Origin of the sequence: Methanothrix soehngenii GP6 (assembly GCF_000204415.1) — an archaeon.
Classification (GTDB): domain Archaea; phylum Halobacteriota; class Methanosarcinia; order Methanotrichales; family Methanotrichaceae; genus Methanothrix; species Methanothrix soehngenii.
This window is the reverse complement of sequence record NC_015416.1, coordinates 1646878-1664518: the sequence shown is the minus strand read 5'-3', so window position 1 is coordinate 1664518 and position 17641 is coordinate 1646878. Positions and strand designations below refer to the sequence as shown.

The 17641-nt window shown below is 50.3% G+C and carries 18 protein-coding genes and 1 pseudogene; 7 read left to right on the top strand and 12 right to left on the bottom strand.

The genetic code is table 11. The features are described 5' to 3' along the window. Positions 1-42 precede the first annotated feature (42 nt). From MCON_RS08370 to lysS, 3 genes are read right to left on the bottom strand one after another with little or no spacing between them, the layout of a single operon-like run. Entirely contained in the window at positions 43-837 is a 795-nt protein-coding gene (locus MCON_RS08370) for a metallophosphoesterase (protein ID WP_013719566.1), read from the bottom strand. Then, positions 834-1271, bottom strand: a complete 438-nt coding sequence (locus MCON_RS08365; protein WP_013719565.1) for a nucleoside 2-deoxyribosyltransferase — start codon at positions 1269-1271, stop codon at positions 834-836. The genes MCON_RS08370 and MCON_RS08365 overlap by 4 nt, the downstream gene beginning before the upstream one ends. A 9-nt stretch (positions 1272-1280) precedes the next feature. Further along, a complete protein-coding gene (lysS, locus tag MCON_RS08360; RefSeq protein ID WP_013719564.1) occupies positions 1281-2780 on the bottom strand; it encodes a lysine--tRNA ligase in 1500 nt (499 codons plus the stop codon). A 107-nt stretch (positions 2781-2887) separates the two neighbouring features. Between lysS and MCON_RS08355 the strand changes: the two genes are divergently transcribed. Continuing rightward, positions 2888-3349: a deoxycytidylate deaminase gene (locus MCON_RS08355; protein WP_013719563.1), complete on the top strand. Its 462-nt coding sequence runs from the start codon at positions 2888-2890 to the stop codon at positions 3347-3349. A gap of 26 nt (positions 3350-3375) precedes the next feature. On the opposite strand, the gene MCON_RS08350 is transcribed toward MCON_RS08355, so the two are convergent. Together MCON_RS08350 and MCON_RS17135 are read right to left on the bottom strand one after the other, a co-directional pair. Further along, positions 3376-4098: a metallophosphoesterase family protein gene (locus MCON_RS08350; RefSeq protein ID WP_013719562.1), complete on the bottom strand. Its 723-nt coding sequence runs from the start codon at positions 4096-4098 to the stop codon at positions 3376-3378. Between the two features lie 133 nt (positions 4099-4231). Further along, positions 4232-5035 (bottom strand): annotated as a pseudogene (locus MCON_RS17135) (transposase). A gap of 733 nt (positions 5036-5768) precedes the next feature. Here MCON_RS17135 and cdhC point away from each other — a divergent pair. After that, entirely contained in the window at positions 5769-7178 is a 1410-nt protein-coding gene (gene cdhC, locus MCON_RS08335) for a CO dehydrogenase/CO-methylating acetyl-CoA synthase complex subunit beta (protein WP_013719557.1), read from the top strand. A gap of 371 nt (positions 7179-7549) precedes the next feature. Here the strand turns inward: cdhC and MCON_RS08330 are convergent, their stop codons facing one another. The 4 genes from MCON_RS08330 to MCON_RS08315 all read right to left on the bottom strand — a co-directional run bounded on the left by MCON_RS08330 (position 7550) and on the right by MCON_RS08315 (position 11174). After that, entirely contained in the window at positions 7550-9148 is a 1599-nt protein-coding gene (locus tag MCON_RS08330; RefSeq protein ID WP_083804761.1) for an IS1634 family transposase, read from the bottom strand. 349 nt (positions 9149-9497) lie between these two features. Continuing rightward, positions 9498-10358: a methanogenesis marker 8 protein gene (locus MCON_RS08325; RefSeq protein ID WP_013719555.1), complete on the bottom strand. Its 861-nt coding sequence runs from the start codon at positions 10356-10358 to the stop codon at positions 9498-9500. A 134-nt stretch (positions 10359-10492) separates the two neighbouring features. Continuing rightward, positions 10493-10897 carry a pyridoxamine 5'-phosphate oxidase family protein gene (locus tag MCON_RS08320; RefSeq protein WP_013719554.1) on the bottom strand — a complete coding sequence of 135 codons (405 nt, stop codon included), beginning with the start codon at positions 10895-10897 and terminating at the stop codon, positions 10493-10495. A 37-nt stretch (positions 10898-10934) separates the two neighbouring features. Then, positions 10935-11174 carry an MTH865 family protein gene (locus MCON_RS08315; RefSeq protein ID WP_013719553.1) on the bottom strand — a complete coding sequence of 80 codons (240 nt, stop codon included), beginning with the start codon at positions 11172-11174 and terminating at the stop codon, positions 10935-10937. Between the two features lie 145 nt (positions 11175-11319). Here MCON_RS08315 and MCON_RS08310 point away from each other — a divergent pair, with 145 nt between their 5' ends. From MCON_RS08310 to MCON_RS17130, 5 genes are all read left to right on the top strand, one after another. Then, a complete protein-coding gene (locus MCON_RS08310) occupies positions 11320-12111 on the top strand; it encodes a winged helix-turn-helix domain-containing protein (RefSeq protein WP_013719552.1) in 792 nt (263 codons plus the stop codon). Positions 12112-12489: 378 nt separating this feature from the next. Continuing rightward, positions 12490-12912: a C45 family peptidase gene (locus tag MCON_RS08305; RefSeq protein ID WP_013719551.1), complete on the top strand. Its 423-nt coding sequence runs from the start codon at positions 12490-12492 to the stop codon at positions 12910-12912. Between the two features lie 65 nt (positions 12913-12977). Beyond that, positions 12978-13967: a ketopantoate reductase family protein gene (locus MCON_RS08300; RefSeq protein ID WP_013719550.1), complete on the top strand. Its 990-nt coding sequence runs from the start codon at positions 12978-12980 to the stop codon at positions 13965-13967. A 186-nt stretch (positions 13968-14153) separates the two neighbouring features. Beyond that, entirely contained in the window at positions 14154-14534 is a 381-nt protein-coding gene (locus tag MCON_RS08295) for a GerW family sporulation protein (protein ID WP_013719549.1), read from the top strand. A 142-nt stretch (positions 14535-14676) separates the two neighbouring features. Continuing rightward, positions 14677-14865, top strand: coding sequence for a protein translocase SEC61 complex subunit gamma (locus MCON_RS17130; RefSeq protein ID WP_013719548.1), 189 nt, complete (start codon positions 14677-14679; stop codon positions 14863-14865). 59 nt (positions 14866-14924) lie between these two features. Here the strand turns inward: MCON_RS17130 and cfbD are convergent, their stop codons facing one another. Genes cfbD through cfbA form a run of 3 tightly spaced genes read right to left on the bottom strand, consistent with a single transcriptional unit; the run spans position 14925 to position 17641 of the window. After that, entirely contained in the window at positions 14925-16034 is a 1110-nt protein-coding gene (gene cfbD / locus MCON_RS08285; RefSeq protein WP_013719547.1) for a Ni-sirohydrochlorin a,c-diamide reductive cyclase catalytic subunit, read from the bottom strand. Between the two features lie 6 nt (positions 16035-16040). After that, positions 16041-17294, bottom strand: coding sequence for a coenzyme F430 synthase (gene cfbE, locus MCON_RS08280; RefSeq protein WP_048132184.1), 1254 nt, complete (start codon positions 17292-17294; stop codon positions 16041-16043). Continuing rightward, the gene (cfbA, locus tag MCON_RS08275; RefSeq protein WP_013719545.1) at positions 17246-17641 is read right to left on the bottom strand and encodes a sirohydrochlorin nickelochelatase; all 396 of its coding nucleotides are present in this window, start codon (positions 17639-17641) and stop codon (positions 17246-17248) included. Before cfbA ends, cfbE begins: the two co-directional genes overlap by 49 nt.

The window sequence follows — 17641 nt, the reverse complement described above, 5'->3', positions numbered from 1 at the left end:
TGTCCTGAATTGATAGATGCCGGTCAAATCGATCCATGCGGGTCAGATTGGCCAATCCCCAGCCGCCTTTATCTCCGCCAAGAGGCCTAGATCGGTTCCATCCAGCAGATAGAGGCGTGCGTGCTCCATATTGGCCATCGCCAGGAGGGGACCACGCATATCCTCTGCCGGCTCATTGAGGGCCAGTCCTCCACAAAGAGGATTGAAGGCAGGCATGATGATGATCTCCCCAGAAGAGGCAAAACCGTAATGCTCCTCTACCACCTCCGTTTGTATGGGCGCTCTGGCCCAGACTGGATGGGTCTGGAAGTTGCCCAGGGGATCCTTGAGCCTCACTGCAGGGTGAAGATGAGCCGCTACCATAAAGCCAGAACGCACGACCTTTTCCTCCGGCCAGGTATGACCATGAAAGTAGCCCCTGCCTTCCCGCACAATTCCAGTGGAGGGATGGACTCTAACCCCCGGGGGGGCCATGTCTGCTAAGTTGCTGTCATGGTTTCCCGAGACTATATCCACCCTCACCTGGGCAGATAGCTGACGGAGGAAATCAGGGACCTCTCGTTTCTCCTGCCAGCTCGTCTTGGGCACATTGTGCTTCAAGTCCCCCAAAATCAGCAGCCTATCAGGCATAGTCATGTCCAGGTATCCTTTCAGGAGAGCGAGGATCTTTCTGGTCTGGCTGGGAATGGATACCCCTCCCAGCCACAGCTCATGCTCCAGGCCCAGGTGGAGGTCGGAAGCAATGAGAAGCCGCTCCTTCCCCTCAGCCAGAAGGAGAGGGGCGCCAAAGACTGGAGCAATGGAATAAGCAGGAGAGTCAGAATCCGGAGCGCTCAATCCAGCTGCCTCTCTAGCTCGGAATAGAGCTCATCGATATTCGAGGATATGCTCAGGCAGGAGAATTCTATCATCAAGTTGACCCGGGATCGTTCAGACTCCCCCGCTTTTCTGATATCCGTCCTTATTCCCAGAACTTTTTTTCCCTGAAGGAAGAATCGGCCGATCTCCCAGGCAGTGCCGTCATCCACTAAAGGCCCGTCCAGGATGGCCACCATCAGATCGCAGCGGTCCAGAGCTCTCAGGTTCTCCCCGAAGATCTCCTCCGGCTCCAACTGATTTATTGATAGCTCATAGGGCCATATGACCTGAACGCCGGCATTTGCCAGCCTCTCGCGCAGAAAGGAAGAGAGCTCTCTTCCCCAGGCGATCTCGCCCGCGGAGAAAAGGGGACCCGAGAGATAGATCTTATGCCGGCAGCCCATATCCGCCATCGTTCTCCCTCAGGCAGGGGAAGCGGCCGCTGCTAGCCTGGACCTGACAAAATCCCTGTCCAGGCTGGCCAGGAACCAGCCCACCTTCGGACCCTGCCTGTCTCCCAGAAATGTCAGGTATATCGCCTGGAAGAACTTCTTGGAGTCCAGGTCCATCTCCTTGGCCACGACATAGACCAGATCGTGGATCTCGGCAGCGCTCTTATCCTCGATCCTTCCGGCGAGCAGGCCCAGGGCCTGGCGTTCGGCGGGGGAGAGGTTGTTTACCGCAGCAGGAAGAGTCTCCTGCAGCTGGAATTTGACATATTTGGGTGCATACTTCTCCAGCCAGACCAGCACGTTCCTTGCTCGGCCCAAGATCTCCTCCCTTCTGGATATGACATCATAGCCCGACCTCTTCAGGGCGACGAAGAGCTGTTCCTCATCTCCCCGGGCGATCTGGACGGCAGTGACCATATGCCTGAATGGTATCTCGAAGGGGCCGCTCTTGCTGATGTTGGAGAGCTCGATGGCCCTCTCATCCCCTTTTCTCTGGTCGTACTCGTCCACCAGGCTCAATAGCGGCAGGCCGGGGTCGAACTCGATGTGCTTTTCCGGCTTGTTCCGGATGATCAGGTAACGCAGGACCTCGGGCGGGACGACGTCCAGCATCTCCTGGATGGTGACCACAATCCCGGTGGAGCTGTGCATGGCTCCCACTCCCTTGAGGTGGATCCATTCGTAGACCATGGGGAAAGGAGCGGGATAGCCATAGATCTCCTCGCTGATCCTCTTGCCGGTATCGTATGAGCCGCCCGCAGTGGCATGATCTTTGCCGAAGGGCTCCACAGTCACCCGGAATATGGGCCAGCGGGCCGGCCAGTCCACTCGCCAGACCAGCTTTCCCCCGCCTGCCATGGAGACAGTGCCCTGGCTGCCGCAGGAGCAGACATAGTCCACTGTCTCGGCATCCAGGTCGAATCCCGTAACGTGAGTGGTGTTCGTCCGGCCGCAGACCTTGCAGATGGCATCAAACGGGCTCCAGCCCTCGGGGACTGCGCGGCCACTGACCTCTTTCAGTATGCGAGCTATGTCGTCCTTCCGGGAGAAGGCGGTCTTGATGGCATCGTTGTATTTGCCCTCTTTGTAGAGGACATCTGCCCGGTAGACCTCCGGTTTTATGCCGAGCCTTTCCATGCTCTTCAGGAAGGGAGTGAGGAAATGGTCGGCATAGCTGGCGCAGCAGCCCTCAGGGCAGGGTATCTGGGAGAGGGGCTTGCCTATATGCTCATTGAAGCTCTCCGGCAGGAAGGGGTAGAGCCGGCGCAGCCGGTCGAAGGTGTCGGCGATGTAGATCAGACGCGCTTGTACCCCTCTGTCCAGGAGAGCGCGATAGACGGCCTCTGCGGTCATGACCTCGCGCATGTTGCCGATGTGAACCGGTCCGGAGGGGGTAATGCCGGTGGCGATGGTATGGGGGCCAGAGCCTTCCAGCTTCTCGGCTATGACATCAGCCCAGTGAATAGACATGTTCCGCAATCGATGCAAGGAGGAGATATTAAGCTTCCGTTGTCATCCTCTGAGGGCCAGAAGTCTCATAGAGAGCTTATTAAGCAAGAGGGCAGCTATCCAGGCTGATGCCCTCTATCGAACGTCCCGGCCTGGATGAGTACTTTATGGAGATAGCCATAGTGGTGGCCAAGCGCTCCACCTGTCTGCGCAACCAGGTGGGAGCTCTCTTTGTGAAGAACAAGAGGATCCTGACCACGGGGTATAACGGCGCGCCTGCGGGTCTCGATCACTGCGATGTGGTGGGCTGCGCCCGGGAAGGTGTCCAGAGCGGCACCCGCCACGAATTATGCCGGGCGGTGCACGCCGAGCAGAACGCCATCATCCAGGCGGCGATGCACGGCATCTCCATCGAGGGAGCGACGCTCTACTGCACCCACCAGCCCTGCATCCTCTGCGCCAAGATGATGATCAACGCCCGAGTGGCCAAGGTGGTCTACCTGCACTGCTACCCCGACCAGACTGCACTGGATTTTCTAGAGCAGGCGGGAATTGAGGTGGTGAGGGTGGAGGAAGAAGTCTTGATATAAAGCATTGGAGCTATCAGAACAGATAGCTAAATCCCACCTCCCACAACTGACAATTTTGCCTGCATTTCCGGAGTCAATTGCTTGACAAGCTCTGCATCGTATGAACCAGTGGACATTGGATCTGGTGTCATGTTGAATATCTGCCGAGTTGCTGCCGCATAAGAACGCGATATTGCAGCGAGCGACCCCTCTCGGACTGCCGGATCAACGTCGGTCGCAAAGATTGAAACAGTATTGTCGCTGTTGCGGACAATCTCGAAAGTGCGCAGCTGCTGAGGGAAATCCCTTAATGACGCGGTTTCAACCTCCCAAAAGCCGAGTTCAGGACGGGCAGCATCCGGTGATTTTAGTGCGGTAACGATATTGAGATGACGATGTCCCGCGATCCACAGGATGAGATTCGGATATTCATGGAGTTTGGAAATCAGCTGCGCTTCGGATATTGGAGCTGCTGGGTTCCACCCCATCATTGAATCTGCCTGTTCGACGCTTATAGGTATGTGAGCTGCGATGATCATGAGCTTGCCTTCAGCCTGACCCTTATCAAGTTCTTTTACAAGCCAGTCATATCGTTCGTTGTCGAGAGAGGCATGTCCATAGCCGAGAGAATCTGGGTTGTTGAGATCATCATCCCTTTGGGTATCGTCAAGAACGATAACCTTGATCGGTATATTCGACTTCGGCTCGAAAGTATAGCAGGCGAATCCCGTCCTTACATTAGAGGGCTTCGATTTATCCTCTGTTAACACAGGTTTAAATTCTCGCGTTAATATTTTCAATCTTTATAGTCCAAATTCTTCATGATTTTGCTCCAATTTGTCTTCATGGTCGCAATTTAGCTCATTTTCTTCCATTCTTTTACATGTTTTTAGATGGCCTCCGCTAGGTTAGAGGTTTGTTTGCCAAATGTCTCAACTGTACCAGGTTATAAACGAATGCGCTCATCATGAATTTCATCCCTGCCCTGGCAACGGTAGTCACAAGGACATGTCCTGCCTTATGGGCTCGTTTCATAACCGCAAAACACCTTTCGATATGTGACCGCTTCTTGCTGATTCTCTTGTTTCTAAGGATGTCTCTGATTCCTAACTTGTGCCCCCTGGTAGCTTTCTTTATAGCCGAAGAAACTCTTGACGCCCTTTTTTTGCCCAGCTTCCTTCATTTGTTGGCTCCTCATCAGATCTTGTTGGTTTGGCCTGGCTATTAATAATATTAATAGAAATATCAAGTAAGACTTTATCAAACTTATGTTATAAAAGTCGCGTCCTGAATAGAGCCCTCTTTTACAGCATACCCTTTCTCTTCCATCTGCCTTTGAAGCTCCTTCCAAAGGTCCTTGGATTTGCCGCTCTTAATCAAACGCTCGCGAAATAGCCAAACAGTACTGAAATCGGGAACCGCCTCAGTAGTGCCAAGGAAGATTCGAAAAGAGATCCTATCGGCAACTTGTCGTTCTAATTCGGGATCTGATAAGCCAAACCAACGCTGGAGTACGAGCAGCTTTATCATTATCACAATATCGATATTGGGACGGCCTCCTAGACTGGTTTTATTCTTATACATCAAGGGCTCTAGAAACCTGAAACGCTCCCAATCGACTTGCGATCCGATATCGCACAGATCGTCTCCGAGTGCTTTAATCCGAGCATATTCTGCTCTAACGGCAAAATCAATGAGGGTCCTCATACATATTATATTATAGTATCAATAGTATATAAATATTTCGATTGATTAGTTTTTCGAAATCCTCATATGTCAGCTTGGCTGCATAATTGAGACCGAGAGCGTCTGCGTTCCCTTTATTATCAGTGTCTGTTAGAATGTACCAGACTTTTCGGCCATCTTTCATCTGGCCCTGATAAAGCGGCAGAGTTATCGTGCCAGCATCTAGATCGATCATGCCTGATCTCAACAGTTGATAGGGGCCCACGAGTTCACGCTGAACTGTTGAGGGAGCAGTCCAAAGTAAGTTAGGGGAACATCTGCACCAATCGATGCCGGTGCTGGGGCTATACTATCCGATTCGATAGCAACTCCTACTGATTTCTGTGCAAAGGTATTAGCGCTTAAAAACAGTATAGTTGCTAATGCTAGAACAACATAGATGCGTAGGTTCATTTAGTCTGACTCCTTTATCTTTTTAAGATCTGTTTATCTGTAATTGCATTCCAGGAAAAAAGTCGGAATTTCCAGATCAATATAATGAGTTCCTTAAAGATATTAAAAGGTTTCCTCTATGAATTTCAAGGTTATAAATATATACAAAATCCAATCTGGTATATTTTCATAACGCTAAAGTATATATGTATAACCGAGATAATTAGTCATGTGCAAAAGAATTGTGCGCGAGAAATAAAACGCGCCAGTGATCGAAGGCCAGCGGAATTCGTGTAAAGTTAGCTCTAAGAGGTAAAAGATAATGACCGCAGAAGTTAAGTTGGATATTTCCCCCATGTATGAAGGGGAACGCATCAGGAAAGAGGACCTGTGGGTGGAGATGGGCGGCCCGAAAGCAGATGGATTCGAGCTAAGCATAGCAACACTTATGGATCAGATCGAGGATGGAAAGGTGAATATCATCGGTCCCGACCTCAAAGATATCAAAGAGGGCTCAACCATACCCTTCGGAATGAGCTTCAAGGTTGGCGGTGAGAAGGTCGAGAAGGACCTGGAATCAATCATCGAGAGGCGCAATCATTCCCTTCTCTCTTATATCAGCGGCTTAATGCACCTGAATCAAAGGTACGACATCTGGATGAGACTGGGCAAAAGTTTGCAGAAGAAGGGTGTGACCTCGTGGGAACAGATATTCAAACCGGTCATCGAGCTGTACAAGGCTGAGATGCCCTTCATAGAGAAAATGGAGGTCACGGTGGTTACCGATCCAGCAAAGGTGAAAGAGGAACTTGCCAGTGCCATGACCATCTACAAGGCTCGTGATGAACGCGCCAAGGGGCTGCACGATGAGGATGTCGATGTATTCTATGGATGCACTCTTTGCCAAGCATTTGCTCCTACAAGCTCATGTGTAGTAACTCCTGATAGGCCATCCCTATGTGGTGCTATCACCTGGTTCGATGGACGCGCTGCGGCCAAGGTAGATCCAGAAGGACCCCAATTTCCGATACCTAAAACAGGGCTTAAGGACGCAATTGCTGGTGAGTATGAAAGCGTCAACGAGGCAGCTGCAAAGAGATCTGGTGGTGAGTATAATATCATGAAGCTATATACCTTCTTCGACGCCCCTCATACCTCCTGCGGATGCTTCGAGACCATAGGTTTCTACATACCTGAGGTTGACGGCATAGGATTAGCGGATCGTGATTTCAAAGGCTCAGCTCCCAACGGATTGCCTTTCTCGACCATGGCAGGACAGACTGGCGGCGGCAAGCAGGTTGTGGGATTCCTGGGGATAGGCATTCTGTACTACTTCTCATCTAAGTTCTTGCAGGCAGATGGCGGCTGGAGAAGGATCGTATGGATGTCCAAGAATCTCAAGGAGAGAGTAAAGGAAGGAATTCCAGAGGAGATATATAGCAAGATCGCTACTGAAGAGGATGCTAGAGATATCTCCTCCCTCAAAGAGTTCCTACTCGAGGTCGACCATCCGGTCGTAGAAGGTGTTGTGAGACCTGTCGATGACAAGAAGATTACTGAAGGGTGGAAGTTAGAGGAAGTCACCGATGAGGATAAGCAAAGGGTCATCTCATTCATCGAGGAAACCGGGGGAGAGTTCACGTCCTCAGATATACGTTCCAAGCTAAGACTGAGTGAAGGACAACTGATGCAAGTAGTCGAGGTATTGCAGGAAGAAGGCATTCTAGAATGACCCTGAATTGCAGAGGAAGAAATGCTTAACCGAAACTGAAGTTAGAGAGGCTGCAATTTATTGCAGCCTCCTTTGGCCCTAGTTTCAATAACAATGAGCTTTTAGCTGGCTATGTCGTCGAATGTCGTCGGTTTTCAGAAAAACTAACCGAGTGTGATCAAAGGGTTTACTATGTATAAAGTAGTCGGATTGGACGGGAACGAAGTGATAAATGCTGAAAGCTTCTGCGAAGCTTTAAAGTTTTTTCATGAACATTGCATTAGGCCTATCGCTCAAGGTAAAACATTCCGAAACTCAGAAACAACGTGTTACATTGAAGCAAAAGGGGGAAACAGCAAATGCTCGCATGTATCCCACATCCCGCATGTCTCTCATCCGATATAGCATTTTTCACATCCTAGGCCGAACAACTTGATAATTTTAATTTGTTCTTCATTTAGATTAATGACCTCTCGATGAACCGATCCCTTCAGTTCAATAATTGCCTCATTTATATTCCTGAACTTCTGGAATATCCATTTCAACGTAGGACATTGCGTGGGTTTCCCTAGCTGGTTTAACACAGTTTCTCCTGATTCTTTCAGCCTCTTCCGAATCATCCATTCTGCAATCGAATAGATCAACAGAGATAGAACCATTATCATGGATAGAGCTTCGATCCGTTCCTCTTTCTTGAGATAGACTTCTGCCACTCGGAAGCTTTTGTCTTTTAGGAATCGAAAGCCTTTCTCGACAGCGTTTTGGCCTTTGTAATATTGAAGCATCAACTCCCCATCGAGAGTCTTATCGTTACTCGCCAGGACGAATCTGCCAAGTCTAGCTCTCTCGTTAGCGATCATTGCCTCATTTCGCTGAACTTCTCCTTCAATGAGATAGCCTTTCTCAAGCTGCTCACCCTTCTTTGGACGGCCTCTTTTTGAGTCGATGCGTTTGGAGATTTCACATATACTTAAGCCAGTTAGTGTGAAATGAGGATTTTCCGATATCCATCGATCTGCAGCCTTTCTGGCATCAGCTTCACACGCAAAAACTATATATCCCAGTTTCTTAAGCGATTTTCGCGTTTCAGTGAACTCTTTGCCTATCCGTCTATCGAAAGTCTTTGCCTTACTAGCATGCATTTCTCTGGAATCGACCACAACCCACTTCTGATCTATTCCACCATAGTTAATTTCCGTCTCAAGGATACTATATCGATCATCAGAGCATGTTTTCATCTCTAGATCTCGTCTCTGAAGATCTTTAACCTCACGAACGGTTGTTGGAACACGAGTTATCCATAGAGTGCTATCGCCAAGAAGACGAATATTCTCGGAACTGAAGAGGGCGCTATCTGCCGCAAAGTAGTTCTTTCCGGAGAAGTCCAGATTCGACTTGAACATCTGAATCGTCTCAATAAGAGTTTTCTTATCCGATTTATTTCCTGAATGAGCCTGGACAAAGAGAGGAATACCGCATTGATTGGTCACCATGCTCACAATGAACTGTTTTAGATCCCAGCGACCGTCTTTAGGATGACCAAGAGTTATCTCCATAGCAGGCTTGCAGTCCAGTCCTTCGTAATCGCCATGAACACCAAAACTCGTGGTATCAACATGGTAGATATTAGTGCCAAAAGCGAGCTGTTGCATGCATTTAATGGCTATATTATTGAAAAGAGCTGTCGAGCCGAATTTATTGATTCGGTCGAGGGTTCTGCCGACAACATCCTCGTTAAAATCTTCCGGGACGACACCAGGATTAAAAAGACGTTCTAGCGCTAAATTTTCAAAGTAGCTGGGAAATATATACAGTCTGCGTTCCGCGAAACCCAATCCGTTGATCACCAATGCTTTTATTATCGCAGAATGGCTCAGTTTGCAGTTACGAGTCTTAGGAATCGATTCATCAATCACCTCTGAAATTCCCAAAGCATCGAATATCGCGGCAACTAACCCTAAGTGGTCAAGCGATAGCGTTGATAATTTCATTTCAAGCCCCTTCATATCCCTTTTCCACTTAAAAGATCATGTCAACATAAAAATGTTTCACAAAACAAAGCCACCTGCGGGATGTGGGATGTATTACCCATATGTGTTCGAATTCGCTATAAAGGCAGGATTAATTAAGAATGGCAAATTAGTTGAGCCGTTAAGAGAGCCTCCTGTAACAGAATTGATCGCCGCGTTCAGTAAAGCTGCAATCCTACAAATGACGCAGGGAATGGGTTGCCACTAAAATGAGACACCATTGAATGCGCATTTGTTGGATAGGATCGATCATTTTGTTGGAAGCAAAGTAAATGGAGATTTCTCTTCATCTTTAACCGCTTACTCAGTGCTACATTAGCGGCTCAGGTTGCTTTTCAATAGGCGTATACGGTAAACTTGCCCGATGAATGATCAGTCCGTCTTCGAAATGTAATGCCCGATTCAGTATCAGCTGCTTTCCCGCCTGAGTCATTCCGAAGACCGGGATAGAGATTCCGATCTGAAGCTTCGATCTTTTTCCTACTATTTCCCTAACCTGCTTTGAGGCGCAGGCCCATACAATATCACAATAATCAGACAAAGTTTCCGCTTCTTCAACGCTAATGCCTGTATTATGAACTGAAACGACGACCGGTTTAACACCGGAGATTTCGCCCAGTTCCTGTAACCGCTTAGCCTCTGATGCCTTATGTCCGGTTATGGTCACAACTATTTTCCTGAAACCAGCCTCCACTGCCATTATATAACCTTCGACCTGATCAATCGTGCATTGCTTATCAAGAAGCAAGCAACCTTTCTGTTTCAAACCATCCTGTATCTCTTTAATAGGCTCGGTGCTTATAAGACCTGTCATGTGTGCCCCCACGGCCTGAAGCACTTCTGGTCTTGTGATTATCACCGTTCCTGCACCTTCACAGACAACTACTGCGGCATCCACAAGACCCTCTGTCATGGCATCCACTATGATTTCCGAAGCTCCGAAGCTCACTGGCTTCTGATCGCTCTCCAGTACACGATTGGGACCGTACATCCCGAATTCTTCGATATGCCTTCTCAAGACCTTTTCTACGGTCTTGTGGTTTTCTTCCTCGAAGCCATACAAGTCGTTCCTTAATGGACAATGGCGGATTGTGGGTTTGATCAGTACTTCGATCATCCCGTCCTTCACTTTCACCAGGGCTTTGGCCATTTCTATAATGTGCTCTGACATAGTGATGCCTCGATTTACAGAAATTATGCTCACTGAAAATAATAGGGAGTTCTTGAAAGTCCCAAGCTCCAATTTTGATATTTCTTTTTGCCAACGATTCAAGGTTGCGAACTCATAACTCTCGACATCTATGCTTAAGCTATTTTCGCACCTGCTCCTGGTCCATACAGGGCGTTGTATATCTCCTCGATCTGCACTATAACTGCTGCTTTTGCGGGTAGTTTGTCGTTGATGCCATGCACAAAATTTCTCATATCCTCATAAACCTGGCCTTCTTTGTGGACTTTTGCGCTTCCCTTGATCTGGAAGGATTTACTGGTTTGGGGATCGTAGCAGAGTATCGAAATCTTTGGATTCTCTTCCAGGTTAGCCGCTGTCTTATTAAAGAAGTTGTCCGCCAACATCAATGTCTCATCATCGAGTATCTTCAAAAGCCCAACAAAGACAACATTCGGCACGCCTGCTTTATTTGCTGTGGCTATTGGAATGGGCTTTTGCTTTTCAAGTGTCTCCCTGACATCTTTCGGCATATTCACCATATTATTTCCTCCGTTCAATGATTAAAAAGAAAACAAATTATAGCCCTGCTCTTTGGACTATAACATCTGCAACCTGTTTAGCACTTTTAAATGGAAAGTCAGTGGCCTCCAAGACTTTTCCAGCATCCCCTGCTGTAAGCTCGACATCTCCTGCCTTGCACTTTGTAGCTGCTCCCTGAGGCATCGCTGCTAAAAGCTCTTCGGGCGTGTTGATTGGAAACTTTGCATTCTTAAGCGCGCCTTCTATCTGGGCATGTATCTCGTCTTTTACATTCATAGTATTTCACCTTCAATACTTTCTGCATGTATATGAATATATACTTTAGCTTCACAAAAATGCACCTGGTGCATTCTAGTGCATCAAAATGACTAAGAATTATAAAATAGAAACCTTTTTATCTATCCGTATCCCAGATCATCTCATGAAAGATGATATGCAAAGCGAGCTTGTTGCGATCCGATCAAAGCTTTCAGAAATGCATGAAGATTTAAAGAGATTTATTGAACGGTCAAATCAGCAACATCTCGAATCCATCCTCAAAGGTTGCAGAAGCGATTTCTCTAATGCTATCATAGGTTATGCGACAAATGAGATTGAGCAAGGACTGGAAAGAAATATGGAGAAAAACTGCCATATGAGGGAGGCCTGTAGATCGTTATTCAGTGACTTATTAAAAAGAAACATAGAACAGATAAGAGATGGCAAAGTATCTGAGGAATCTATTAGCAAGGCCAGATCGAAATTAAAAGGACTAAGAGAGAATGCTCGCTATGACCAATGCGTCAGATGTTTCTCAGAAACCTCAAGAATTCTCGATAAACAGGTAGATCTTATGCATTCTCTTAACATATATAGGGACAAAGGTGAATCGAACGAAATTATTCTCGCACTATCCGAGGAACGAATAGTTGATGAGATGATTGAGCCTTTAAGCAATAAGCAGCGAATACAGATTATGAAAGTTCTTTCATCCGAGACAAAGACTTTTTCAGCACTTTCAAGCCTCACGGGGCTTCGGGGCGGTAACTTGCTCTTCCATTTGCAGAAATTGTTGGATTGTGGTATGATCTTGCAGCGTAATGAAAGAGGGGATTACATGATCACAGAAAAAGGATACAAGGCTTTGAGAGGATTAGCTGAGACGTATATGGGCTTGAATCCCAAAAAACCTTCTGCAGAAATAAATGAGAGTCCAAAAGTAGCGAACGCCTAGAAATCAAACTGCGCGCGGCCACCCCACCCTAAAGGGATGGGGTATGCTTCGGGCCGCGCGCTTCGGTTAGATGGGATCCAGAAACAGTCACATCATAGGTTCATTTGATTTAGCGACCAGAATAATTGTGAATCTGCATCAGATTGCCAGAAAACCCTGTTAATCAACCTTGGGAAAACATGGAAAATGGGCGAGGGTTCACTTCATCCCCAACCTAAAGGATGGGGAATTCGTGACCCTCCGCGCTCCCTATGTATTAAACTTTTTGCATGGTCGTAGAAAAATTTCGCCTAAAAGGGAAGCAGTCAGGATTCCACTCCATGCCGCCCTTTTATGCCTGGTTTATCAAGCGTGACTCCCGCGGCAAGAGAACTCATCATGTCTACCAGGCCGGATTCGTCATGGATAGTAAATGTCGCAGGTCCGGACAAAGCATATTCTTATGAAATGAACCTGTATGAGACAAAGAGAAGAGAAGGACCAGATCAGATCGCGGCCGCCAACCACTTCCTCGATCCTACATGGCATATTGAGATATCCGATGAGGATTCTTTGCGGCGATATACCAACCTATTGAACCTATCCGAAGAGAACAAGGGAAGCATTGATGCGAGCAAGATGATGGAGATTCGGGATGTTCTCATTGAGGACGGCGGAGCCACTTTCCTACATTACACTATGGGTGGCATGAATTTCTCCACCAATCATCAGGTTGTCTTTGTTCCCCAGACCAGAATTCTCTGGATGAAGACTGCAGAACAGCCATGGCAAGAGGTGAACCTGAGCTCTTTGTTCAGCTGAAGTTTCTCTTTGCCGAATTTTTTATTTCGAAATCCTCTTAAATCGTCCGCGCAAAGCATCTCCAAATGAACGAGAGCCAGAGCCCCACTTATCTAATTTACGGCGCAGGAGCCATTGGAAGCGTCCTGGGAGGCTTCCTGCACAAGATCAATAGATCTGTGACCTTTGCCGGTAGAGGATCTCACCTTTTGGCCATCAAAGAGCAGGGCCTGAGGATAACAGGCATCTGGGGCGAGCACCTCGTCCCTCCAGAGGAGATTGATATTCTTTCCGATCCCCTGAATCGAGAAAAGAGATATTCGACCATCCTCCTATCGGTAAAATCCAAGGACACGGAAACGGCCGCACGGGAGGCAGCAGAATTGCTGGCGGAGGATGGTATCATGGTCTCCATCCAGAATGGTCTGGGCAACTGGGAGACCATCGCCAGGCTCGTGGGCGAGAAAAGGACGGTGGGAGCGCGGGTGATCTTCGGAGCAGAGATTCCAGTTCCCGGACTGGCAAAGGTGACTGTGAACGCAGACGACGTCCTCTTAGGCGAGCCCTTCTGCCCGGTGAACCGGGCCCTATTGCAGACCCTGAAGGACGACCTCCGGCTCTCCGGCATCCCGGCAAGGGCGGTCTCAAAAGAGGAGATCTGGTCCGCCCTCTGGGGAAAGGTGCTCTACAACTGCTCTCTCAATCCCCTGGGAGCCATCTTAGAGGTTCCCTATGGCCGGCTGGGAGAGAACGAGGAGACGAGGATGATCATCAGGGGGATCATAGAGGAGATCTTCCTGGTCTGCCAGGCCCTGAAGGTCCCCCTTCCTTACAAAGGAGCAGATGATTACTACCGCTTTCTATTGGAGACCCAGCTCCCGCCCACCCGGGATCATCGTGCCAGCATGCTGCAGGACATCCTGGCCAAGAGAAAGACGGAGATCGAGGCCCTGAACGGGGCAATCTCCCGCTTAGCCCGTGAGAATGAGATCCCAACACCCTACAACGACCTTCTCACCCTGCTCATAAAGTTCAAGGAGAAGAGGGAGAGCCAGGGTCCGGGTCCCCAGGGCTGAAGCTGCAATCAAGCCCCCAGGCAATGCCCAAGAGAGAGACCATGATCCCCAGATACATCCCCCACAGGCCGATGTATTGCCCCAGGGTGTGTCCCCAAAGGATCCCCTCCGGCAGCCAGATGCCGAACAGCCAGCCCAGAAAGCTTTTTCATCTATCCGCGACAATATTTGAGATGAGTTGAGGATATGGAAGGACTGACCGATATTCTGAAGACCATAACCACGGAGATGCAAAAGTCCCTCTCCCCCCGGACGGCGGTTGGCGATCCCATCACGGTAGAGGGAAAGACCATAGTTCCCCTGATGAGCGTGGGGATGGGCTTTGGCGCTGGGTCTGGGACTGGAAAGGAGACAGATCCCGCTGGAGGGGCAGGCGGGGGTGGCCTGGGGATGAAACCCATAGCAGTGGTGATCATCGACCAGCATGGAGTGAGAATAGAGAGGATGAAGGAGAGCCGTGACACTCTGGTGGATCACCTGGCAGAGGCCATTCCCAGGTTTGTGGAGAACATATCCCGCAAAAAGGAGAGCCGGGTGGAGATAGAGGGCTCAAGCCAGGAGAGCTGATCGAAAGCTTTTTTATACTCCAATTCATTCCTTCTGGAGAATGAGCGAGGGAAATATCGAAGCGGAGAAGAAGAGCTCTGCCAGGCAAAAGCCCGATCACAAGAGTAGGCTGGACCTGAGGAGCAAGCTGGACCTGGACGATGTGGATTTAGGCGTCACCTTGCCCTCCACAAACATAAACGAATACATTCGCGTCCTGAAGCTGGCTAGAAAGCCCACCAGAGAAGAGTTCAACATGATCGCCAAGGTATCTATGGCCGGCATAGGGATCATCGGATCCATTGGCTTTGTCATATACGCATTGCTCACAGAACTTCCCAAGATGTTTTGAGAAAGGCTGCTCAGCCGAGGGCAGCCATAAACTAGCTTTGCTTTGTCTCTGTTATCTCTTTATCCATCCTGTTTAGCCCGGGCCTTATTCATGGCCCGGAGGGTGGCTCCAAACTCCGATTCTACTATGCTTGTCACCCCCATGGTCTTGGGATGCAGATCGATCTCCACCATGACATGCTGATGGCCCAGATCGCGCAGGGGCTTGACCTGACGAGGCCCATTGGTTATGGAGAAGATCTCCAGGCCCTGGAGAGCGGATGCGGTCAGGGCATGGGGCACACCGGACACGACGGCAAAGTCGTAGCCACCCTCCTGGGCCCGCTGGGCGATGACGTCCCCTGTAACTGGATACTCATCCAGGCCGCCGATGATGCTGAACTGGACGCCCCTGCCCCGAAGGTCGCCAGCGACATTGACAGCGTCCCTCCTCACCTTGGGCAGGCCCAGCTGATCGTTTAGGTTGGCCAAGGTATCCACCTGCCCTCCAGCAACCTCGGCCACTGCTGCGGTGATGTCCGCAAACATATAGGCGGTCTCCTTCTTGGCATTGAGGATGTTCAGGCCGCGCTTCCCCTGCTGAATCAGCTCCAAAAGCCTTTCTGCTGCCTGATACTTCAGGTCGCCCCTCTCCGGAGCGAGGTACTCTGCGCTGGCCGCTCCCCGGAGCCTCTCCACCTCAGTCGCCTTCTCCAGCAGGGTCTTCTGGCGAACGAACTCCGCCTCATCAATTATCCCCTTATCCCTTGCCGCCTCCAGGGTGATGATCACCCCTTTGGTGTTATCCCTGTAGCCGGCATGAACCTCCACCTCCAGCACCGGTATATCGAGGTCTGCCTCTAAGACTGCCTGATGCAGGTCATCGCCGATGATCATGCTGCTGCAGGTTCCGGATATGGCCATCAGCCGGGGATTAAACAGCTCCACCGCCTTTTTGAGAAGAGCGGTCAGCGGCTTGTGGCCCCCGAAGACGAATCCCGCTTCATCTAAAGCTGTGGTCAGAACTCTCACCCCGTCCTCCTCTAAAAGCCGGGCGTGCTTGAAGCAGCATCCGCTCGGGCCGTGCAATATGACCACATCAGCCCCCAGGTCGCGCAGTGTGTATAAAGCGGCCACAATTGAGCTTGGCCTGGGATGAAGTACATTCAAATTTTGCATTTCGCTTGCCATTATTAATCACCTGAAACACTTAACCGCACTAAGCAGCCTCTTGGGGCGAGTGGATTCTGCCTTCTCGAGCCCCTCCACAAGGTCTTGGGCCGTCTCTGCCCCAAGCTCTCTAGCCAGGGGGCGGAGCCTCTCTCCCACTAAGACCAGATCCTCGATCTCCGAGCGCCTCCTCCTGAGAAGCTCCGCGAGACGTGGTATGTCCAGGCCCTCGCAGACCGTCTGGGCATCCTCTCCCACCACTGCCACCAGATTGGGGCCCCTAGCCTTGTCCATGGCTCTTTCGATATCACTGACCTTGAGCCCGGAGTTGGAGCTATCGAATACCGTCCGCCCGCCCAGTCGCTCGATTTTCATCCGGCCGGAAAAGCCACCGAATCCCTCAAGCGCCCTAATAGTATCCTCCCTCTCCAGCTCCAGGAGCTCGGCAGCCGCTGCCGCCCCGGATATTGCCGTCTGATAGCTGGCGAAATCCAAATCCTCGCCTAAATATAGCCCCAGCCTCTCCTCTCCATAGATCAGCCCATCCGGCAGGGCCCGGACCAGGCCCCCTTTGGCAAAGGAGATATCGGGCGAGATTCTGCAATCCGCATTAGCCGCCAGCCTCGACCCTCGTCGGGCTAAAGAGAGCATCTGCAGCTTGGCGGTGCTTGCCCATTTGGTGCCGCCGGCAATGCGGTAGTCATTGGTGAAGCTGGTTAAAATCCCCAATTGCGCAAGACCCGTGCCGCCCAAAGAGATCTCGCATATCAGGGCCTCTGCTCCTTGGGCCAGCGCCTCCTGGGCCGCCAGGATCACATTGGCAGGGGTGATGCTCAGCCCCTCTTTCAGGAGTTGAGGTCTGCCGCCGGACCAGATCTCCAGGCCGCGAGTGGTATGGGATAAGACCCTCTTTTGGCGGGAGAGGATCATGGCCAATAAAAGCGCTGTGGTGGTCTTGCTGTGCGTTCCTGTGACCTCGATTTTCACCACATCATCATCGATCGAGCCCATGAGCTCGCCCGCTGCCTGATGATGGCTGATGATCCTCTTTCCCAGACCTTTCGCCTGGATCAAATGAGGATTATCTGGCGGAAGGTGTACCGGGGCCACCACCTCATCGAAGGCGTCGAGGCTGGCGGTATGATGGTACACCTCCAGGGGCTCAGCCTGGATGCCGCACTCAACCATCCTTCGGGCGATGACGTTTGCCCCGTGGATGGTATCCAGGACAGCTACTCTAGAGACTCTTCTGCCCGCTTTATCGCCAGTGCTGCTATGCATTCGTCCACGCCCAGGGGCTCGGCGCAGATTACCTCCACCTCATCCCCCCAGATGTTCAAGACGCCTCTGCGCTTCTCCGGGTCCACGCCCAGCTCATGCGGTATATCCTGGCGGGTGTGAACGCCATGGGCTAAGAAGAGAGGCAGAGCGACGATCTTCTTCACACCGGTGCCCTGGAAGCTCTTCAGGCCGGCGGGGATGTCTGGCTGGTTCATATTCAGATAAGCGGTTCTGACCGGTCCGGAGCTATTGTTCTTGCCGATCATCTGCGCGAGGGACTCCACCAGCTCCTTGTTGAAAGGCAGGCTGGATCCATGTCCGAGTACAAGTATGCCTACGTCCTTCAT

Coding starts and splice junctions, on each gene's coding strand:
- cfbA (WP_013719545.1), bottom strand. CDS start 17,641: ATGAAGGACGTAGGCATACTTGTACTCGGACATGGATCCAGCCTGCCT.
- MCON_RS08300 (WP_013719550.1), top strand. CDS start 12,978: ATGAACGAGAGCCAGAGCCCCACTTATCTAATTTACGGCGCAGGAGCC.
- MCON_RS08305 (WP_013719551.1), top strand. CDS start 12,490: ATGTCTACCAGGCCGGATTCGTCATGGATAGTAAATGTCGCAGGTCCG.
- MCON_RS08365 (WP_013719565.1), bottom strand. CDS start 1,271: ATGGCGGATATGGGCTGCCGGCATAAGATCTATCTCTCGGGTCCCCTT.
- MCON_RS08295 (WP_013719549.1), top strand. CDS start 14,154: ATGGAAGGACTGACCGATATTCTGAAGACCATAACCACGGAGATGCAA.
- MCON_RS08355 (WP_013719563.1), top strand. CDS start 2,888: ATGCCCTCTATCGAACGTCCCGGCCTGGATGAGTACTTTATGGAGATA.
- MCON_RS08330 (WP_083804761.1), bottom strand. CDS start 9,148: ATGAAATTATCAACGCTATCGCTTGACCACTTAGGGTTAGTTGCCGCG.
- MCON_RS08320 (WP_013719554.1), bottom strand. CDS start 10,897: ATGGTGAATATGCCGAAAGATGTCAGGGAGACACTTGAAAAGCAAAAG.
- cfbE (WP_048132184.1), bottom strand. CDS start 17,294: ATGCATAGCAGCACTGGCGATAAAGCGGGCAGAAGAGTCTCTAGAGTA.
- lysS (WP_013719564.1), bottom strand. CDS start 2,780: ATGTCTATTCACTGGGCTGATGTCATAGCCGAGAAGCTGGAAGGCTCT.
- MCON_RS08310 (WP_013719552.1), top strand. CDS start 11,320: ATGAAAGATGATATGCAAAGCGAGCTTGTTGCGATCCGATCAAAGCTT.
- MCON_RS08325 (WP_013719555.1), bottom strand. CDS start 10,358: ATGTCAGAGCACATTATAGAAATGGCCAAAGCCCTGGTGAAAGTGAAG.
- cdhC (WP_013719557.1), top strand. CDS start 5,769: ATGACCGCAGAAGTTAAGTTGGATATTTCCCCCATGTATGAAGGGGAA.
- MCON_RS08315 (WP_013719553.1), bottom strand. CDS start 11,174: ATGAATGTAAAAGACGAGATACATGCCCAGATAGAAGGCGCGCTTAAG.
- cfbD (WP_013719547.1), bottom strand. CDS start 16,034: ATGGCAAGCGAAATGCAAAATTTGAATGTACTTCATCCCAGGCCAAGC.